The sequence below is a fragment of the Dietzia timorensis genome (assembly GCF_020742175.1).
Classification (GTDB): domain Bacteria; phylum Actinomycetota; class Actinomycetes; order Mycobacteriales; family Mycobacteriaceae; genus Dietzia; species Dietzia timorensis_A.
In genome coordinates this window covers 1-17,775 of sequence record NZ_DYXM01000106.1, presented here as the reverse complement: position 1 = coordinate 17,775, position 17,775 = coordinate 1, and the positions used below count along the sequence as shown (strand labels likewise).

Sequence of the window (17,775 nt, the reverse complement as noted above, 5' to 3'; positions counted from 1 at the left end):
CCCGCGCCGGATGGGGGTTCTTTCGAATCGTGACCATTACCCTGCCAGGTATGAGCAGTACTTCCGAATCCGAAACCACGCCCGAAACGGCACAGCTCCCGGGTATGCCCGAACCCAAGAAGGTCAAGCGCCCGCGCCCGCTCGCGCTGTCGGCTTCCCGCGCCTCGGATTACCGTCAGTGTCCCCTGCTCTACCGGCTCCGCACGATCGACAAATTGCCGGAGCCGAAGACGAAGGCACAGGTGCTCGGCACCACCGTGCACTCGGCGCTCGAGAACCTCTACGCGCTGCCCCAGTCCGAGCGCACGACCGCGAAGGCGACGGCTCTTGCCGAGGCAGAGGCCGAGAAATCGCTCGCCGAGGGCGGTATCGCCGCCGACGTCATCGAGCCGGATAAGCATGCGGCATTCACGGGCGAGGCGGCGCAGCTCGTCCGGGGCCTCTACGTCGTCGAGGACCCGACCCGGTTCGACCCGACCTCCTGTGAGGACTATCTCGTCACCTCCACCGAGCACGGCACCCCGTTGCACGGCTTCGTCGATCGCATCGACGTCGCGCCCACGGGCGAGGTGCGCGTCGTCGACTACAAGACCGGTAAGCCGCCGCGGCCTGGGTACGAGCGCACCGCGCTCGCGCAGATGCGGTTCTACGCGCTGATGTACTTCCTCATCCGCGGCGACATTCCCACGCAGCTCAAGCTCATCTACCTGAAGAACGGGTCGTTCCTCACGCTGTCGCCCACCGACCACATGCTCACCGAGACTGCACGCGAGCTCGACTCGCTGTGGGCCGATATCGAGCGCGACGGCAAGGAAGGAACCTTCGAGCCGAAGACATCGAAGCTGTGCGGTTGGTGCAACCACAAGGCCCACTGCCCGGCGTTCGGTGGGACGCCGCCGGAGTATCCGGGCTGGCCGGGCACGCGCCGGGTGGGCTGAGTCCCCCAGCTGCCGCAGCTCAAGGCACGTCGATGACGTCGGAGGCGCCGATATTTGTGGCCTCCGACGTCATTACATCCGGCAGGACCTGATATCGGAAGCCAGGATCGCCTTCGCGCCCGCGGCCGAGAGCTGGTCCATGATCGTGTTCATATCGGCGCGCGGAACCATCGAGCGGACGGCGACCCAGTTCGGATCCGCCATCGGAGAGACGGTCGGCGACTCGATGCCCGGCACGATCTCGGTGACGGTATCGAGCAGCTCCTTAGGGCAGTCGAGATCGAGCATCATGAACTGCTGGGCGAAGACCACACCCTGGAGTCGTGCGATGAGCTGACGCATCTGGGTCGTCGTCTCCGCGCCCCGCCGACCGATGAGCACGCCTTCCGAGTCGCACAGCACCGGGCCGAAAGCCTCGAGCCCATGCGCGCGGAGGGTGCGCCCCGAACCGACGACGTCCGCGATGCAGTCGGCGACGCCGAGCTGGATCGAGATCTCCACCGCACCGTCGAGTCGGATGACCGTCGCCTCCACGCCCCGCTCGGCGAGGTCGTCGCGCACGATGTTCGGGTACGAGGTCGCTATGCGCGCCCCGGCGAGCTTGTCGACATCCCAGCCCTCTCCGGACGGGCCGGCATAGCGGAACGTGGAGTGCCCGAATCCGAGAGCGAGAAGCTCGGAGACGTCGCCCTTCGAGTCGGCGGCGAGATCCCTTCCTGTGAGGCCCAGATCGAGTTGCCCGTTACCGACATAGATCGCGATGTCCTTGGGGCGTAGAAAAAAGAACTCGACACCGTTGTGCTGGTCGAGAACGGTGAGGTCCTTGCCCTCCCCTCGACGCTTGTACCCGGCCTCGGCGAGCATGTGGGCGGCGGACTCGGAAAGTGAGCCCTTATTCGGCATGGCCACGCGCAGCATGCGTTCTCCTTACAGGTAGCGGTAGACGTCGTCGAGGCTCAGGCCGCGCTTGTGCATCATCACCTGAGTCCAATAAAGCAGCTGGGAAATCTCTTCGGATAGTTCGTCGTCGCTCTGATACTCGGCGGCGATCCACACTTCCCCGGCCTCTTCGTTGATCTTCTTGCCCAGGTGATGAATGCCCTTGTCGAAGGCGGCGACGGTGCCCGAATCCTCGGGGCGGTCGGCGATGCGCTGTGCGAGTTCGGCGAAAAGAGAATCGAAGGATTTCACGCCTTTAATTCTCCCACACGGGAGAAATCAAGTAGCACGTCGAGGTCGACACCGACGAGGCTGTCCCTGCGAGTCGTGCCGTCGACGTCCGGCTGTTCCGGCTCGGTCGGCACGTAGAGCACGCGACACCCCGCGGATACCGCGGCGCTCGCCCCGGTCACCGAATCCTCGATGGCGACGGCATCCCCCGGCGCGACCGACAGCGCCTCCGCGGCGGCGAGATATGGATCCGGCGCCGGTTTGGCATTGGCCACCGCGTCCCCGGTTATGACGGCGGAGAAGCGGGATCTCCCGATGACGTCCAGGGGCGCGGCCATCAGCGCGGACTCGGTGTTCGTCACGAGGGCCAGCGGCACGCCCCGTATCGCGAGCCCGTCGAGAAGATCCTGCGCGCCCGGGCGCCACTCGAGATCGGTGGCGAACAGCTCGGCGACCCGTGTGTGCAAGATGGCCTTGAGCCGCGCGAATTCCTCCGGGGTATCGACTGCGTGACCGGTGTATTCGGACAGCACGGCGAAGAACGTCTCCGTCGAGGCGCCGAGCGTCCGGCGACGAGTCTCGTCGTCCACCCGGCGGCCCATCTCCTCGCTGAGCTCACCGACGGCGATATCCCAGAGTTTTTCGGAGTCGATGAGCGTGCCATCCATGTCGAGAAATACTGCGTGCGGCGTCGTCACAATCGCCCACGCTACGCGTTCGAGGGCCTGTCGGCACTAGATCTTGGGGCACCTCTGCGCGATACTCGATTGTCGGTGCCAATTAAGGTGCTTGGTGGAACGTGCGTACATACAGCGTCTCGGCGTGGTCGACTCTCGCCGCAGGACGAGTAAATCGCTCCCGCGGGAGCGGAAGGGAGTGCCTTTCGTGGCGGCACCGGCAGCGGCGAGGAAATCGCTCACCGATTATGTGCGCAACAGTGCGGGCATTCTGCGCAAGTACGGGGAAACCGACGCGGCCTCCCTCATCGAATCCAAGTTCTTCGCCACCGAATCCACAGCGAGCGTCGTCGTGGTCGGCGAGGTCAAGCGCGGCAAGAGCTCGCTGGTCAACGCGCTGGTCGGCCGTCCCGGTCTCCTCCCCTCCGACGTCGACGAGTCCACGTCGATGCCGATCCAGGTCCTTCCCGTCGACGCCGAGTCGCCCGAGCGCATCGACCTGCACTTCGGCGATCATTCCGAGTCTCACGCCCTCGCCGAGCTCGGTCACTGGTCGACCACTGCCGGCGCGCGCGTCAATGCCGCCGACATCGTCGAGCTGCCGTCCCACGCCACCGTCCACATCGGCCGCGGGGTGGAGCTGCGAGCCGTCCTCGTCGACACCCCCGGAGCCGGCGGCCTCGACGACGCCGCGGTGGACCTTGCCCTGTCCTCGGCCCGAGGCGCCGGGATTCTGGTCATGGTGTGCGACGCGACCACGCCCATCACCGCCCCGGAAATCGACATCCTCACGCGCGCCGCGCAAACGGTCGGTTCGGTCATCGTCGTCGTGTCGAAAATCGACAAGGCCCTGACCCGCTGGCATTCCATCGTCGAGGAGAACCGTCGACTCATCCGCGAATACGCCGGAATGGACGTTCCCGTTCTCGGGGTCTCCAGCCTCCGCGCACAGTCCGCGCTCCTGCTGGATGACGTCGCACGTCGCGAGAAGATCGAGTCGACCTCCGGCATCGCGGCCCTGCGGACACTCATCGCCAAGCGTGCACGCAGCGCGGACGCCCTGTCGCGGGCGGTCGCGCTCAACGTCGGCGTCGCCGCGCTCAAGAAGGTTTCCGAGACCGTCGACGAGCAGATCCGTGCCACGGAACAACCGTCCCAGGTCGTCGAGGAATTGGAGACCCGTAAGGAAGAGCTCAAGGGGCTGCGCGATCACGGGCAGGAATGGGAACAGTTCCTCTCCCGCAACATCTCGGTGGCGCGCCAGCGCGTTCTCGGTGAGTTCGACTTGGCACTCGAATCGATCAAGGAAAAGTGGACGCAGGAGATCAACCGCTCGGGTCTCGTCGTTCTTCGCAGCAAGCCACAGGTGTTCACCGCGCAGATCGAGGCCGACGTCAACAAGGCCATCGAGCAGGCAATCAATTCGATGTCTGCTGCATTGAAGTCCGAATGCGACAGCCTCTTCGAGGACCAGAATGTGTGGCTCGCGATTGCTGACGCCGCGATCCGCGGGCTCGCAGGCCCCCAGCAGTATTCCTCCCGCGAGGTCGGGAAGAAGACCGACAACCTCATCGACCCCAGTGTCATCAGCGTCGGCATACTCGGCGGCACCGGCCTCGCCACGCTCGGCTCCTCGGCACTGGCCACGGTGGGCCTGAGCATGGTGGCGTTTCCGGCCGTGGCCGTCGGCGGCGGCTGGATCGCCATCAACCTCGCCTACCGAGCGATGCGCAACGGCAAGCAACACCTGCACACATGGGTGCGAGAGTCCTGCAACAGCGCGCGCATCGCCGCAGGCCGCGAAATCGACACACTCATCAATCTCTCGCGCACGGAGATGGTCGTTCGCTACCGCGCCCACCTGCGTTGGGAACAGGACAATATCCAGAGCCGGCTGCAAGCTGCGCAGTCCGCCGTCCGCGCCGATGAAAGCTCCCGGAAAGGACAGTCCGAGCGGCTCCGCAAGAACGCGAAGATCATTTCCTCGCACATCGACTATCTGGAGGCCGTGATCGCCGGGCTGCCCGAAGAACAGAGGAACGCACTGTGACCGCGCCCAACATGGACCCCGTCACCGCCGAACTGGATCAGGCGCTCCGCGCGCTCGCCGGTTACGGCGGCGACCTCATCGACCATGCCAACCGTCTGGGTCAGATCCTGTTCTCCCCGCCGCGTGTGGTGATCGTGGGGCGGCTCAAGGCCGGTAAGTCGACCCTGGTCAACGCTCTTGTCGGTGAACGTATCGCCGCGACAGGCGCGCTCGAGGTCACCAACGCGGTCACCGTGTTCCACAACGGCGCGCCGTCGCGCGCCGAGGTTGTCACCCGCGGCGGGGAACGGCTGCTCGCGCAGAACGCCTCCGGCGTCGTCACCCAGCTACCGGTGCCGGTGGAGGACATCTCCTACGTGGATCGTTTTCTGCCTTCCCGGGCCATCGCCGACGTGACTCTCATCGACACCCCGGGGCTTGCCACGCTCACCGCCGAAAATGAAGAGGTCGCCAAGCGCGCACTTCTGCCCGGCTACGACCAGACGCGCCAGGCGTCGACCGAGGCTGACGCCGCCGTGTTCGTGTTCGAGAGCCTGCCGCGGGCGCACGAGCGAGACTTCGTCTCCCGCCTAGGCTTTACGCCGCTCAACGTGGTCGGTGTGCTCGCCCGCGCCGATTCTTTCGGCGAGGGCGCGATGGGTGCGAAAGACCCGATGGCCCACGCCCGCGAATACTCGAGTGTGTTGTCGGGGCGCATGGAGGAGCTGGTCTCCACGGTCATCCCCATTGCGGGTCTCCTCGCTGAGGCCTCGCGTACGGGACAGGTCACCGAACACATTTCGCGGCAACTCGGCAAGCTCAGCGCACTCGAGCACGAGGACGTGCTCGAGGAGCTAGAACGCACCGATGACGGTGTGTTCAGCGCGCTGGACCGCAAGATGATTCTCGACCTTATCGGCGAGTACGGCACGATCCACGGTATCGAACGCGCCGCGCGGGGTGCCTCCGAACTGTCCGGGTGGCTCGATGCGTCTTCCGGCGTGAGCGAGCTGGACGCTTACCTGCGCGGCGAGCTCCTCCCCTTCGCCGCCATGCAGCGCGCGCTCCGCATCACCGGGGAGCTTGAGCAGCTGGCCATCCACCATCCCGCCCGCGATCGTGTGCGCCATATCCTCGGCGTGCTTTTCTCTCGGCCGGCGATGGTGAAGGTCGCCCTTTTCCGTTCGTATCGCGGTCTCGTGGCCTCCTCACCGCAGTCCCCGCTGACGGCCATGGCGAGACGTGCCCTGTCCGCCTCGAACCCGGCCGAGGCCGTGGGATTGCCTGCGGACGCGGATCCGGCCGAAATCGATGCCGCAGCCAAGGACGTTTTCGGACGAATGCAGCAGTTGCAATTCGTCGGGATCTCCGCGGCCGAGGACGATTCCCGCGCGGCGTTGTCGAAGTACCTTTATGCTCTGGGGCTCGGGCGCTAACTATTGCTCGGGATTCCCGAGGCCAGCCCGGCCGACAGCGTGGACACGACTTCCTCGACGAATTGATCGTGGCGGAGCTGGCCCGACTCCTCGAGCAAGTCATCGATTTCCTCGGCCGAATAATCCTCGTCCGAGGTGTTCTTGCGCCGAATCGCCGCAATAGCCAGGGCCCGCGCGGAGAGAATCGCGATGAGCGCGATTAGGAAGTTGTGAATCCGGTAGCGCCCGGGAGTTTCGCCGATCGACTGAGCGATCGAGTCCACGAGGAGCTCGACCTCCATGAGCAGCAGGGTGTCCTGCATGACCTCATTTTGTAGGGCACTCTGCACCCGCGTGTACGGGCCTATCTGCCCGACGATGCGAATGAACTCCACGCCCTCGTGATAACGCAGGACGTCCGCGACCGGCCTGATGACCAGCGTGGACAAGGTTGACACATCAAGGGTCTTGTCGACCTTGATGCCCTTTTCCGCGAGCGCGTCGATCTCGTTTTGACGCTGTTCCTCCATCGCTTCGATGCCGATGCGCAGGATCGCGCGAAGCAGCCCGGCCCGCGAACCGAAGTGGTAATTGATCGCGGAATCGTTGGACTGCTTCGCGTCCGCGACGATGTCGCGAATGCGCGCCGTCATCCAGCCTTCTTCGGCGAAATGGCGGCGGCCCGAAACGAGCAGTTTCTGCCGTGTCACACGGGAACGTTCTGGCATGGTGTCGATTTTAGTGTGCGGTGGTGGGTTTATCAGTCAATGGACGTATTCGAGCTACACATTGAAGTACTTCGCCTCAGGGTGGTACAGCACGAAAGCGTCGGTCGACTGCTCTGGGTGGAGCTGGAGTTCCTCGGAGATCTCGACACCGATTCGCCCTGCGTCGAGCAGCTCGACCATGTCGTTGCGGTACTCGAGATCCGGGCAAGCGCCGTAGCCGAAGGAGTAGCGGGCTCCGCGGTACTTGAGGTTGAAGAACTCGTTGATGTCCTCGGAGTCCTCGTCCGACACGGCACCGTCCGGTAGACGGAGTTCGTCGCGAACGCGATGGTGCCAGTATTCGGCGAGCGCCTCGGTCAGCTGCACGCCGATGCCGTGAACCTCCAGGTAGTCGCGGTACTCGTTCGCGGCGAACAGCTGGTTTGCGAAATCGGCGATCGGCCGTCCCATCGTGACCAGCTGCAGCGGCAAAACGTCCACCTGGCCGAGCTCCTTGGCCCGTTCGCGGGAACAGATGAAGTCCGAGACGCACAGGAACCGTGACCGCTGCTGTCGCGGGAAGCTCATCCGGCGCAACACCTCGGCGTCAGGGTGGGGATCGCTGAGGATCAGAACATCGTCGCCCTCGGAGACCGCCGGGAAGTAGCCGTAGACGACCGCGGCATGCGCGAGAATGCCCTCGGTGGTCAAGCGGTCGATCCACTCGCGCAGACGCGGACGCCCCTCGGAAGCCACGAGATCGTCGTACGACGGCCCTTCCCCACCGCGCACACCGCGCAGGCCCCATTGGCCCATGAACAGCGCGCGCTGGTCGAGGTGGTCGAGGTAGTCGTTGACGCTGATCCCCTTGGCGATTCGCGTGCCCCAGAACGGCGGGGTCGCCAGCGGAACGTCGACGGCCACGTCCGAGCGTTCGGGAACCTCCACGGGAGTCTCGTTGGCCTTGCGCTTTGCGGCGATGCGCTCGCTTCGTTCGCGGCGTGCCTTTCGCTCGGCCGCCTTGGCTGCGGCCTCCGCCGATTGGGCGACGGGGTTACCCGACCTCTTGGCCTGCATCACGTCGTCCATGAGCCGGAGGCCTTCGAACGCGTCGCGGGCGTAGAACACCTCGCCGTCATACAGCTCCTGGAGGTCGCCCTCGACGTAGGTTCGCGTGAGGGCAGCACCACCGAGGAGCACGGGGAACTGACCTGCCACACCCTTCGAGTTCATCTCCGAAAGGTTGTCCTTCATCACCACGGTCGACTTCACGAGAAGCCCCGACATTCCGATGACGTCGGCGCGATTGTCCTCCGCGGCGGTGAGGATCTCGGCGATCGGCTTCTTGATGCCGATGTTGACTACGTCGTAGCCGTTGTTCGACAAGATGATGTCCACGAGGTTCTTGCCGATATCGTGCACATCGCCCTTGACGGTCGCGAGAACGATCTTGCCCTTGCCGTCATCGTCGGAGGCTTCCATGTGCGGCTCCAGATGGGCGACGGCGGCCTTCATGGTCTCCGCGGACTGCAGGACGAACGGCAACTGCATCTGGCCCGAGCCGAAGAGCTCGCCGACCGTCTTCATCCCGCCGAGCAGGTGCGTGTTGATGATCTCCAGCGGCGGGATTTCCTTCATCGCCTCGTCGAGGTCTTCTTCCAGCCCCTTGCGCTCACCATCGACGATGCGCGCGGAAAGGCGTTCGAACAGCGGCATCGCGGCAAGCTCGGCGGCACGCGCATCTTTTGCGCCGGCGGCGGACACGCCCTCGAACAGCTCCATGAACGTCGAGAGCGGATCGTAGTCCTCCGAGCGGCGGTTGTAGACCATGTCGAGGGCGACCTCGCGGGGGCGCTCGTCGATCTTGCTCATCGGCAGGATCTTCGACGAGTGGGCGATCGCCGAGTCGAGGCCCGCCTTCACGCACTCGGCGAGGAACACCGAGTTGAGCACCTGCCGTGCGGCAGGGTTGAGACCGAAGGAGATATTCGACAGGCCCAGAGTGGTGTGCACCTTCGGGTGCGCCTCGGTGAGCTGACGGATCGCCTCGATCGTCTCGATGCCATCGCGACGCGTTTCCTCCTGGCCGGTGGAGATTGGGAACGTGAGGCAGTCGATGATGATGTCTTCTTCGGCCATCCCCCAGTTCTCGGTGAGGTCGGTGATGATCCGCTCGGCGATGTGGACCTTGTGCTCCGCGGTGCGCGCCTGGCCCTCCTCGTCGATCGTGAGACCGACGACGGCGGCGCCGTGCTTCCGCACCAGCTGCATGATCTTGACGAAGCGAGAATCGGGGCCATCGCCGTCTTCGTAGTTGACCGAGTTGACCGCGCAGCGTCCGCCCAGACGTTCGAGGCCCGCCTCGATGACCGCCGGCTCGGTGGAGTCGATCATGATCGGCAACGTCGATGCGGTAGCCAGCCGGCCCGCGAGCTCGGCCATGTCCTGTGCGCCGTCGCGGCCGACGTAGTCGACGCAGAGATCGACCATCTGCGCGCCATCGCGCATCTGCTCCTTGGCGATCTCCATGCAGGTGCCCCAGTCGACATCGAGCATCGCATTGCGGAAGCGCTTCGAACCGTTCGCGTTGGTCCGCTCGCCGATCATCAGGATCCCGGCATCCTGTCGGAATGGTTCGACCGAATACAGCGACGACAGTCCGTTGACCAGGACCGGTTCGCGTGTTGCCTGTTCCCGCTTCGACACCTCGTCGCGCAGCTGGGTGATGTGCTCAGGGGTGGTGCCGCAGCAGCCACCGACCATGGACAGGCCGAAGTCGGAGACGAAATCGGCCACCGCCGGGGCGAACTTCTCGGGCCCGAGGGGGTAGACGGCGCCGTTCTTGCCCAGCTCGGGAAGCCCGGCATTCGGCATGACCGACACGGGGATTCGGGCGTGCTGGGAGAGGTAGCGCAGGTGCTCGACCATTTCGGCCGGGCCCGTGGCGCAGTTGAGGCCGATCATGTCGATACCGAGGGGCTCGAGCGCGTTGAGCGCTGCGCCGATCTCGGAGCCGAGCAGCATGGTGCCCGTGGTCTCGATGGTCACGTGCGAGATGATCGGGATGCGGCGACCGGCCTGTTCCATGCCCTGCTGGATGCCCACGACCGCAGCCTTGACCTGCAGGAGATCCTGCGACGTCTCGACCAGGAACGCGTCGATCCCGCCGAGAGCTAAGCCGCGTCCGGCCTCGGCGTACGCATCTCGCATCTCCTCGTATGTCGACTGTCCCAGGGAGGGCAGCTTCGTGCCCGGCCCAAGCGAACCGAGCACCATGCGCGGCACTCCGTCTTCGCTCGGCCCCATCTCATCGGCGACCCTTCGGGCGATCGACGCACCGGCCTCGGCGAGCTCGGCGATACGGTCGGCGATGTCGTAGTCGCCGAGGTTCGACAAGTTGCAGCCGAACGTATTGGTTTCGACCATGTCCGCGCCGGCGGAGAAGAACGCGCGGTGAATGTTCTCCACGACATCGGGCCGGGTCACATTAAGGATCTCGTTGCATCCCTCAAGGCCCTGAAAGTCGTCCTCGACGCTGAGATCGACGTTCTGCAACATCGTGCCCATCGCACCGTCTCCGATGAGTACTCGCGACGACATTGCGTCGAAAAGTGGGGAATCGAAGGGGGTACCCGATGCGGCACGAGAGTTAGACATAAGCCCAGTTTAGAGACGATGGCAAATCGTGCATCAACAGGTCCGTCCCGGCCCACATTTACCGCGTGTTGGTGTTGTAAATGGAACCGGCCTCCCTCGATATCCGGGCACCCGGAACAACTACGCGGGCCGCGCGCGGTAGCGGGGAGGTGTGAAACCGGGGCGTTTGCGTCTGCACTTCGTGCTTTCTTGCGTTTGGACTTACCCTGGGACAATGAGCTTGGCATGGAATGACGAGGAAACCCCGTCGATCACGGCTCCCATCATGGTGATCGCGCTCGAGGGTTGGAGCGACGCCGGCGACGCGGCGACGCAAGGTCTTGAGCAGTTGGCGCTGGAATGGGACACCACGGAGATCGCGAAGATCGCCGACGAGGTCTATTTCCCCTACGGCCAGGTCCGCCCGACGGTCGAACTCGTCGATGGGGTCGTTCGTTCGCTCTCGGTTCCGAGCATCGACATTTTCGCGGCGTCTCCCCCGGATTCGGAGAACGAGGTGCTCCTCGTTCTCGGCCCCGAGCCTGCCTCGCATTGGCAGGCGTTCACAATGGATCTGCTCACGCTCGCGGACACATTCGGCGTTCGTGAGGTCTATATTCTCGGCTCGATCAGCGCCGACGTTCCTCACACCCGGCAGACCCCGCTCAGCGGCGCCTCGTATTCGAAGCGTCGGCTCCAAGAAGTCGGGCTCGAACCGGGCAACTTTCATGGGCCGGCCGGGCTGCCGCTGGTGCTCCAGGAGGCGTTTACCCGAGAGGGTGTGCCGGCGACGACAGCCTTCGCCGCCGTGCCCCACTACGTCGCCGGAAACTCCGCGCCGGCGGCGACGCTCCGGTTGCTGACATGGTTGTCGTCGGTAACCGAGCTCGACATGCCGACTCTCGCGCTCGAGGGACGGGTCGAGGAATGGCGCCAACAGGTCGACAGCGCGACCGAAGCCGACGACGATCTCCAGGGATACGTCCACGAGCTTGAAGAGCAGTTCGACTCCGTCGAGGACACCTCGGTGAGCATTGAGGTACGACGGACCCCGCAGGAACGAATCAGGCTCGTCGACGGCGACCAGTTGGCGGCCGAATTCGAGCACTACCTTCAATCGGGTGGGAAGGACGAAGGACGCCGCGGAGGTGGCCCGCCCACCGAGCTCGGCCCGGACTCCGATGGAGGCACGCCGGGCCGACCCGAAGACCGCTAAACGTCGACGCCGAGTAGATTGCGGACGGCGCCGGCCATCTCGGCGCCGTCGGCGGTTTGTGTCTCCGCACGCAGTTCGCCGGTCTTCGGCCCGCGGCAGCTCGTGGCCCAGGCGTCAATGATTCGCAGAACTTCCGGGGTATCGAGGTCGAAGGAGAGAGCTTCGCGGACCTTGGCGATCGCCGGGGCTGCTGGCGCCGGTTCGTCTGCCGACATCGCCGCTCGCCAGAGACGGAGACGGTCCTCGGCGTCGTTGAGCACGGTCGCCGACCAGGAGCGCGCCTCCCGGTAGTGCCCGGCAAACAGTCCGAGCCTGATAGCGGCGGGATCCACGCCCTCGCGAACCAGTTCCCTGACACGCACGAGGTTGCCGAGCGATTTGCTCATCTTGACGCCGTCGAGTCCGATCATTCCCGCGTGCACGTACAGCTGAGCGAATCGACCTCCCCCGGAGGCGGCCTCGGCGTGAGCCGCGGAGAACTCGTGGTGCGGGAAGATGAGGTCGTCGCCGCCGCCCTGGATGGCGAAGCCCATGCCGAGGCGATTGCGGGCGATGGCCGAGCATTCGATGTGCCAGCCGGGCCTCCCGTCCCCCCAGGGGGCGTGCCAGCTCGGCTCGCCCGGGCGGGCGGCGCGCCACAGCAAGGCGTCGAGGGGGCTGTGTTTGCCCTGCCGATGCGGGTCTCCGCCCCGCTCTGCGAAGAAGTCGTCCATCACCGGACGTGAGTAGTTCGATTCGTACCCGAAATGGCCCGAGGCGTTGAAGGAGAAATACACGTCGCGGTAGCCGTCGCCGCTGTCCTCCTCGCCGAGCTGGTAGGCACTACCGTTGTCGAGAAGCTCGCCTACCATCTCGATCACCTCGTCCACCGACTCGATGGCGCCGATATAGTCCTGCGGCGGGAGGACGGATAGTGCCTCCATGTCGCGTCGGAACGCCTCGACCTCGCTGGTCCCGAGTTCGCGCCAATCCACGCCGTCACGCTCGGCGCGCTCGAACAGCGGATCGTCGACATCGGTGATGTTCTGCACGTAATGCACGCGCTGACCCGCATCGTGGAGTAGGCGGATGATCAGATCGAACGTGACATACGTTGCCGCATGACCGAGGTGGGTGGTGTCGTACGGGGTGATGCCGCATACGTAGATGCCGACCGTGCCGCCTGTGGGGACCTGACGCAACACTTGCGTCGAAGTGTCATACAGCCGCAGAGACTGGGCGGATCCGGCGACGGGGTCAAGGGCAGGACCGGTCCATGAACGCATAGGAGCCAGTGTAGAGCGCCCGCGCGCGCACCCGGCAAACCCTCCGACTTCGAGGGGGTCGCGCGGTGCAGGAGCCGGCCGTCCCGGCCGTGGATCAAAAGAGTGGCCACGGCAGCGGGAAGCCGCCGTTCGGAGGCGGGAACGTGCCCGCGTCCAGCAGGGAGTCGATGCGCTCGAGGAGTGCGTCGACTTCCTCGGGGGCGAGGAGCTCGGCAAGTTCGTCGCGAAGGGAGCCGGTGGCGCAGGTCGCGCGGAGCGCACGCAATGAGGAACGTTCGACGTCATCCAGCGGTTCTTCGGCGAAGCCCCACAGCACGCTGCGAATCTTGGGGTCGGTGTGGAATGCGAGGCCGTGGTCGATCGCCCAGATCGTCCCGTCCGAGCTTCGTAGGACGTGTCCGCCCTTGCGATCGGAGTTGTTGATTACTGCGTCCAGTAGAGCGATCGTGCGGATGCGCGCAGTAGTGCGGTGCCCGAGCACCATCGTGTCGCCGTCCTCGGTGTCCAGTGCGATCACACCAGTGACGTCGGAGGGCATCGATTCCGGGGTGTAGAGGTCCACCGGTGCGTGCTCGGGGTCCGCGTCGGTGGGGATGTCGAGGAACCGCTGGATCATCCCAGGGCCGGCGGCCGAGATGATCGGCAGTGTCTCCGGGACCACATCCCACCCCGCGGCGTGGGAGACGCGGTAGGCCGCGATTTCGCGCGCTGCGAGTGTGCCGGCGAGCTTCGATGCGACGCTTGCGCCGGGTACGGCCGCCGCCGGTGGGAGGATTCCGGCGGGAAAATCGTGCAGAGGTGTTTCTCCGCGCACAGGTTTGTGCACCCACAATGGCGCGCTTTCGCCGTCGGTATCCGTTGCGCCCGGAGGCGGGACCTCCTCGGTGAGAAAGACGGCGTTGCTACCCGAACGGATACGACCGATGATCCGGACTTCCACGCCCGGCCTAGTTCTCGAGAAGCGCCGCGAGCTCTGCGGGGCTGCGCTTGTGGTAGCCATTCAGCCGGACACACAGGTGTGCCTGTGCGCTCATCAGCTCGCCGCACAGAGGGCACTCGGCGCGCCCGGCGTCGACGACTTTCTGGCAACGCAGCGAGAACTGGCGTGCCGAGTATGGGGTGAGCTGAATGCGCACCACGTCGTGTTCGTGGTTCTCGTCGTCGAGGATTTCCTCGTCCGCGATCATCCCGTTTTCCGCAGACACCAGATCGATTACCACGAACGAGGCCTCCTGAGACCAGTTCAGCGCGATCGCCCCGAGCGGAAACTCGGGATCAACCGGCATCGTCAGCGGCTCGGCATCCTCAAGCTGTTCCGCCGAAGGCGGAAGTTCGAGCTGGGGGTTGTTCTGGGCCAGCTCGTTGAGCATTTTGTCGATGGACTCGCCGAGCACCTTGGCATGCTGTTTCTCCAGCGAGAGCGACACCGTCCGTTGTCCGTCGCTGGCCTGCACGAAGAACGCGCGTTCGCCCGGTTGACCGACGGTGCCCAGGACAAAACGGTCCGGATCCACAAAGTCATGCACAATCCTGCTCATATGTGCTCATCCTCTCGTCCGGCAACTGCCAGGCTCTTCTCGTCCACCATGTATCCCCCGACGATATCGGTGCTGAAGAACGAATCGTCAGCGGACGGAGCCGCCGGGGGGAACGTTCGACTCGTCGGACGATTCTGTTCCCTTCGCCATCGGCGCGGCCAGGGACGCCGACAATAGCGCGAAATCCGAACCGGTGTCGTTGAGGCGCATCACGAACGGCCGATGTGCGGTGTACCTGAGCGCCGACACGGACGCCGGCTCGACGACGATGCGCTGGAACGCATCCAAATGCATGCCGCAGGCATCGGCGATCGCCGCCTTGATCGGATCCCCGTGCGAGCACGCGATCCACAACACGTCCTTGCCGTGTTCCTCGGCGAGCTTGGCATCCCATTCGCGAAGCGCAGAGACCACGCGTAAAGCCATGTGGACCAGTGATTCCCCGTCGGGAAACACGGCCGCCGACGGGTGGTTCTGCACGGTCTGCCACAAAGGTTCGTCGGTGAGGTCCCCGAGCTTGCTCCCGGTCCACGTGCCGTAGTCGACCTCTGCGAGACGCTCGTCCTCGACGGTGGTCACCCCGAGCGCCTCGGCGAGCGGGCCGACCGTCTGCCCGCATCGCTCAAGGGGAGAATGGACGATCTTCGCGATTTCGAGCCCCTCGAGCCGATCTGCCAGCGCCCTGGCCTGCTTCTCCCCCGCCTCGTTAAGGGACACGCCCGGCTGCCTACCGCCCAAGATACGCGCCTGGTTTGCGGTGGATACACCGTGCCGAATCAACAGGACCGTCATACGCCCAGCATACGCTGCGCGTCTCGGTCGCAGGCCCGCCCCACCACCGGCCCCGCGCTTAAGCCGAGGTCAGCGTAGGTGTGATGACTCCGGCGCTGAGAAGTCCGATGACGACTAGACCGAGGATGATTCGATAGCCGGCGAACCACGCGAGCGAGTGGTTCTGCACGAATCGGAGCAACCAGGCGATCGAGGCGTAACCGACGGCGAAGGCGATGGCCACGCCGATGACGATCTGGATGCCGGAGGCGGACTGTCCGGCCTCCGGGTTGAAGGCATCCGGCAGGCTGAAGATGCCCGAGGCGAGTACGGCGGGGATCGCCAAGAGGAACGAGTACCGCGCTGCCGCTTCACGGGAGAGATTCATGAACATACCGGCGGACATCGTCGCGCCCGAACGGCTCACTCCGGGAATCAACGCCAGGCACTGTGCGAACGCCATCGCGAGGGTGGTTTTCATATCCATCCCCTTGAGCGTCTTCGGGTCGACCTCACGGTTCTGCTTGCCCCAGCGCTCGGCGGCGAGGAAGACGAAGGAGAACAAGATCAGCACGATCGCCGTAATCCAGAGGTTGCGGGCGTTGTCGCGGATCAGGTCCTTGAACACGAATCCGATGATGCCGATCGGGATGGTGCCGATGATCACCATCCAGCCGAGCCGATATTCGTCCCCACGCGCGTTCGCGTTGGCGAGGCCGCGGAACCAGGCCACGGCGATCCGGTAGATGTCTTTTGCGAAGAACACGACCACCGCTGCCTCGGTGCCGAGCTGCACGACGGCGGTAAAGGACGCGCCGGCGTCGTATCCGAAGAAGATCTTCGAGAAAATGGATAGGTGCCCCGACGAGGAGACGGGGAGGAACTCGGTGAGCCCCTGGAGTAGTGACAGCACCACTACCTGCAGCCACGACATCGATTCTTCAACGACCATGCGACTTTCGGTCCTTCCTCCACGCCCGGCGCGGATAACGATCATGCGACGCGCGGATCGGAGAGAAGATTTGACGCGTCGAACCCGCACCAGGGTAGCCCCGCGCAAGGCGATCTGGCCCTTTCGACACAATGGAACCCACAATGGAATGTGGCGACCGGGTCGACGCACGTGCAAAGGGCAGGCCCCGTGCCTCTTCCGCACCGCCCTTCACGGGCGAAGAAAGGACATCGAGAAGCAATCATGCGGATCAATCGAGCTGTACGTGGACGCCACAGGGCGTCGGGCCTCGCCGCCCTTGCAGGAGCCGTTGTGCTCGGAGTCTCCGGGTGTGCAACCTCGCATCTCGAAGAGTTCAACTCGGTAGAGATGGGTGACGCCACGCCGGAAATCCTCCCGACCGAAACCGATCCTGCGGGGCAGGTCACCGACCTGGATTCCCCGGTGGCCGGCGCGGTGTCACTGGATGACGGCGGAGTCGCTCTTCAGCTCGACGATCCGGATCGCGTCGAATTCGGGCACATCTCAGGCGGCAAGTTCGTCTCCGACGAGCAGGTGGAACTCCCCGACGACGCGCTCCCCATCGTCGCTTCCTCCGACGGCGTCCTCGTGGGCAGTGCCGAGGGCATCGGCCGGGCCACCGCAGACGGAGGATACGAGCCGATCGGAGATACCGGTCCGGTCACGGCAGTCGCGGAGCTGGAGGACGGCCGCATCCTCACGGGGCACGCCGACGGCACCGTCGCCGTGCGCACCTCCGACGGCGGGGAGAACGCCCGACTCGAATCGCTCGAGGGGATCGATCAGCTCGCCGCCTCCGGAAACGTCGGCTTCGCCGTTTCACGCGCGGACACCACTGTGGCCAGCGTTTATCCCGATTCGAACGAGATCGGTCCCGTCCTACGGCCGGGTAAAGCCGCAGGTGTCGCCGCCACGACAGATGACGGCTGGGCCGCGGTAAGCGATACAACCGGCAACGCGCTGATGATCTTCGATGCCGATCCCCTGCGTCTTCACCAGATGTTCCCCGTCGGCAAGGCGCCCTGGGCGGTGGCGACTGCGCCGGGCACGTCGATCGTGTGGGTGGCACTCAGCGGAGAGAACCGTGTAGTCGCCATCGATATCTCGTCCGGACAGGGCCGCGAGGTCGCCTCTCTCGACACCGTGTCCGCCCCGCACTCGATGAGCGTCGCGGAGGACGGCTCCCTCGTCGTTGGGTCCGCGGACGGTTCGGGAGCGCAAATCATCTCGCCGGAAGAGCAGAAGCTGCCCTAGAGTCATGTGGTGCCCTGCGTCAGCGGCGCAGGTCTTTCGAGCCCACCCGAGGATTGGTCAATGTACAAGGTTCTTTTGTTCGTGCTGTTCCGTTTCCCGCCGGAACGCATCCACCATGTGACGTTCGGTGCCCTCAAGCTCCTCACTCTCGTCCCCCCGCTGGGCTCGCTCCTGCGCCGCTTCCTG

At 65.0% G+C, this 17,775-nt stretch carries 15 protein-coding genes; 5 read left to right on the top strand and 10 right to left on the bottom strand.

From position 1 onward, the window contains the following. The first annotated feature begins 50 nt into the window (after positions 1-50). Positions 51-938, top strand: coding sequence for a RecB family exonuclease (locus K8V11_RS05735; protein ID WP_303911581.1), 888 nt, complete (start codon positions 51-53; stop codon positions 936-938). Positions 939-1,010: 72 nt separating this feature from the next. On the opposite strand, the gene hisG is transcribed toward K8V11_RS05735, so the two are convergent. The 3 genes from hisG to K8V11_RS05720 are packed head-to-tail and all read right to left on the bottom strand — an operon-like array spanning position 1,011 to position 2,806. Continuing rightward, a complete protein-coding gene (gene hisG / locus K8V11_RS05730; protein WP_303911578.1) occupies positions 1,011-1,856 on the bottom strand; it encodes an ATP phosphoribosyltransferase in 846 nt (281 codons plus the stop codon). A 9-nt stretch (positions 1,857-1,865) separates the two neighbouring features. Next, complete coding sequence (locus K8V11_RS05725; RefSeq protein WP_303911576.1) at positions 1,866-2,129, bottom strand: phosphoribosyl-ATP diphosphatase; 264 nt, start codon at positions 2,127-2,129, stop codon at positions 1,866-1,868. Continuing rightward, positions 2,126-2,806 (bottom strand): HAD family phosphatase, encoded by a 681-nt coding sequence (locus K8V11_RS05720; RefSeq protein ID WP_303911574.1) that lies wholly within the window; start codon positions 2,804-2,806, stop codon positions 2,126-2,128. The genes K8V11_RS05725 and K8V11_RS05720 overlap by 4 nt, the downstream gene beginning before the upstream one ends. Positions 2,807-2,993: 187 nt before the next feature. On the opposite strand from K8V11_RS05720, the gene K8V11_RS05715 reads away from it, so the two are divergent. Both K8V11_RS05715 and K8V11_RS05710 read left to right on the top strand, forming a co-directional pair. After that, positions 2,994-4,835 carry a dynamin family protein gene (locus tag K8V11_RS05715; protein WP_303911572.1) on the top strand — a complete coding sequence of 614 codons (1,842 nt, stop codon included), beginning with the start codon at positions 2,994-2,996 and terminating at the stop codon, positions 4,833-4,835. After that, a complete protein-coding gene (locus K8V11_RS05710) occupies positions 4,832-6,250 on the top strand; it encodes a dynamin family protein (protein WP_303911570.1) in 1,419 nt (472 codons plus the stop codon). The genes K8V11_RS05715 and K8V11_RS05710 overlap by 4 nt, the downstream gene beginning before the upstream one ends. Here K8V11_RS05710 and K8V11_RS05705 read toward each other — a convergent pair. Together K8V11_RS05705 and metH are read right to left on the bottom strand one after the other, a co-directional pair. Continuing rightward, positions 6,247-6,957, bottom strand: coding sequence for a TetR/AcrR family transcriptional regulator (locus K8V11_RS05705; RefSeq protein ID WP_303911568.1), 711 nt, complete (start codon positions 6,955-6,957; stop codon positions 6,247-6,249). The genes K8V11_RS05710 and K8V11_RS05705 overlap by 4 nt on opposite strands. 54 nt (positions 6,958-7,011) lie before the next feature. Next, complete coding sequence (metH, locus tag K8V11_RS05700) at positions 7,012-10,593, bottom strand: methionine synthase (protein WP_303911566.1); 3,582 nt, start codon at positions 10,591-10,593, stop codon at positions 7,012-7,014. Positions 10,594-10,807: 214 nt separating this feature from the next. Between metH and K8V11_RS05695 the strand changes: the two genes are divergently transcribed. Beyond that, the gene (locus K8V11_RS05695; protein WP_303911564.1) at positions 10,808-11,788 is read left to right on the top strand and encodes a PAC2 family protein; all 981 of its coding nucleotides are present in this window, start codon (positions 10,808-10,810) and stop codon (positions 11,786-11,788) included. On the opposite strand, the gene mshC is transcribed toward K8V11_RS05695, so the two are convergent. The 5 genes from mshC to K8V11_RS05670 form a co-directional block, all read right to left on the bottom strand. Then, entirely contained in the window at positions 11,785-13,053 is a 1,269-nt protein-coding gene (gene mshC / locus K8V11_RS05690) for a cysteine--1-D-myo-inosityl 2-amino-2-deoxy-alpha-D-glucopyranoside ligase (protein ID WP_303911562.1), read from the bottom strand. The two genes, K8V11_RS05695 and mshC, sit on opposite strands and share 4 nt — an antisense overlap. 94 nt (positions 13,054-13,147) lie before the next feature. Beyond that, a complete protein-coding gene (locus tag K8V11_RS05685) occupies positions 13,148-13,993 on the bottom strand; it encodes an SCO1664 family protein (RefSeq protein ID WP_303911561.1) in 846 nt (281 codons plus the stop codon). A 7-nt stretch (positions 13,994-14,000) separates the two neighbouring features. Beyond that, positions 14,001-14,591 (bottom strand): DUF3090 family protein, encoded by a 591-nt coding sequence (locus K8V11_RS05680; protein ID WP_303911559.1) that lies wholly within the window; start codon positions 14,589-14,591, stop codon positions 14,001-14,003. Between the two features lie 87 nt (positions 14,592-14,678). After that, complete coding sequence (locus K8V11_RS05675; RefSeq protein WP_303911557.1) at positions 14,679-15,383, bottom strand: histidine phosphatase family protein; 705 nt, start codon at positions 15,381-15,383, stop codon at positions 14,679-14,681. 58 nt (positions 15,384-15,441) lie between these two features. Then, complete coding sequence (locus K8V11_RS05670; protein ID WP_303911555.1) at positions 15,442-16,314, bottom strand: undecaprenyl-diphosphate phosphatase; 873 nt, start codon at positions 16,312-16,314, stop codon at positions 15,442-15,444. 243 nt (positions 16,315-16,557) lie between these two features. On the opposite strand from K8V11_RS05670, the gene K8V11_RS05665 reads away from it, so the two are divergent. Continuing rightward, on the top strand, positions 16,558-17,589 hold the full coding sequence (locus tag K8V11_RS05665) for a YncE family protein (protein ID WP_303911553.1): 1,032 nt from the start codon (positions 16,558-16,560) through the stop codon (positions 17,587-17,589). Positions 17,590-17,775: the final 186 nt, after the last annotated feature.

Bases quoted from the DNA above. Each gene is read 5' to 3' on its own strand.
- K8V11_RS05680 (WP_303911559.1), bottom strand. From the start codon at position 14,591: ATGAGCAGGATTGTGCATGACTTTGTGGATCCGGACCGTTTTGTCCTG.
- mshC (WP_303911562.1), bottom strand. From the start codon at position 13,053: ATGCGTTCATGGACCGGTCCTGCCCTTGACCCCGTCGCCGGATCCGCC.
- K8V11_RS05735 (WP_303911581.1), top strand. From the start codon at position 51: ATGAGCAGTACTTCCGAATCCGAAACCACGCCCGAAACGGCACAGCTC.
- hisG (WP_303911578.1), bottom strand. From the start codon at position 1,856: ATGCTGCGCGTGGCCATGCCGAATAAGGGCTCACTTTCCGAGTCCGCC.
- metH (WP_303911566.1), bottom strand. From the start codon at position 10,593: ATGTCTAACTCTCGTGCCGCATCGGGTACCCCCTTCGATTCCCCACTT.
- K8V11_RS05695 (WP_303911564.1), top strand. From the start codon at position 10,808: ATGAGCTTGGCATGGAATGACGAGGAAACCCCGTCGATCACGGCTCCC.
- K8V11_RS05675 (WP_303911557.1), bottom strand. From the start codon at position 15,383: ATGACGGTCCTGTTGATTCGGCACGGTGTATCCACCGCAAACCAGGCG.
- K8V11_RS05705 (WP_303911568.1), bottom strand. From the start codon at position 6,957: ATGCCAGAACGTTCCCGTGTGACACGGCAGAAACTGCTCGTTTCGGGC.
- K8V11_RS05670 (WP_303911555.1), bottom strand. From the start codon at position 16,314: ATGGTCGTTGAAGAATCGATGTCGTGGCTGCAGGTAGTGGTGCTGTCA.
- K8V11_RS05665 (WP_303911553.1), top strand. From the start codon at position 16,558: ATGCGGATCAATCGAGCTGTACGTGGACGCCACAGGGCGTCGGGCCTC.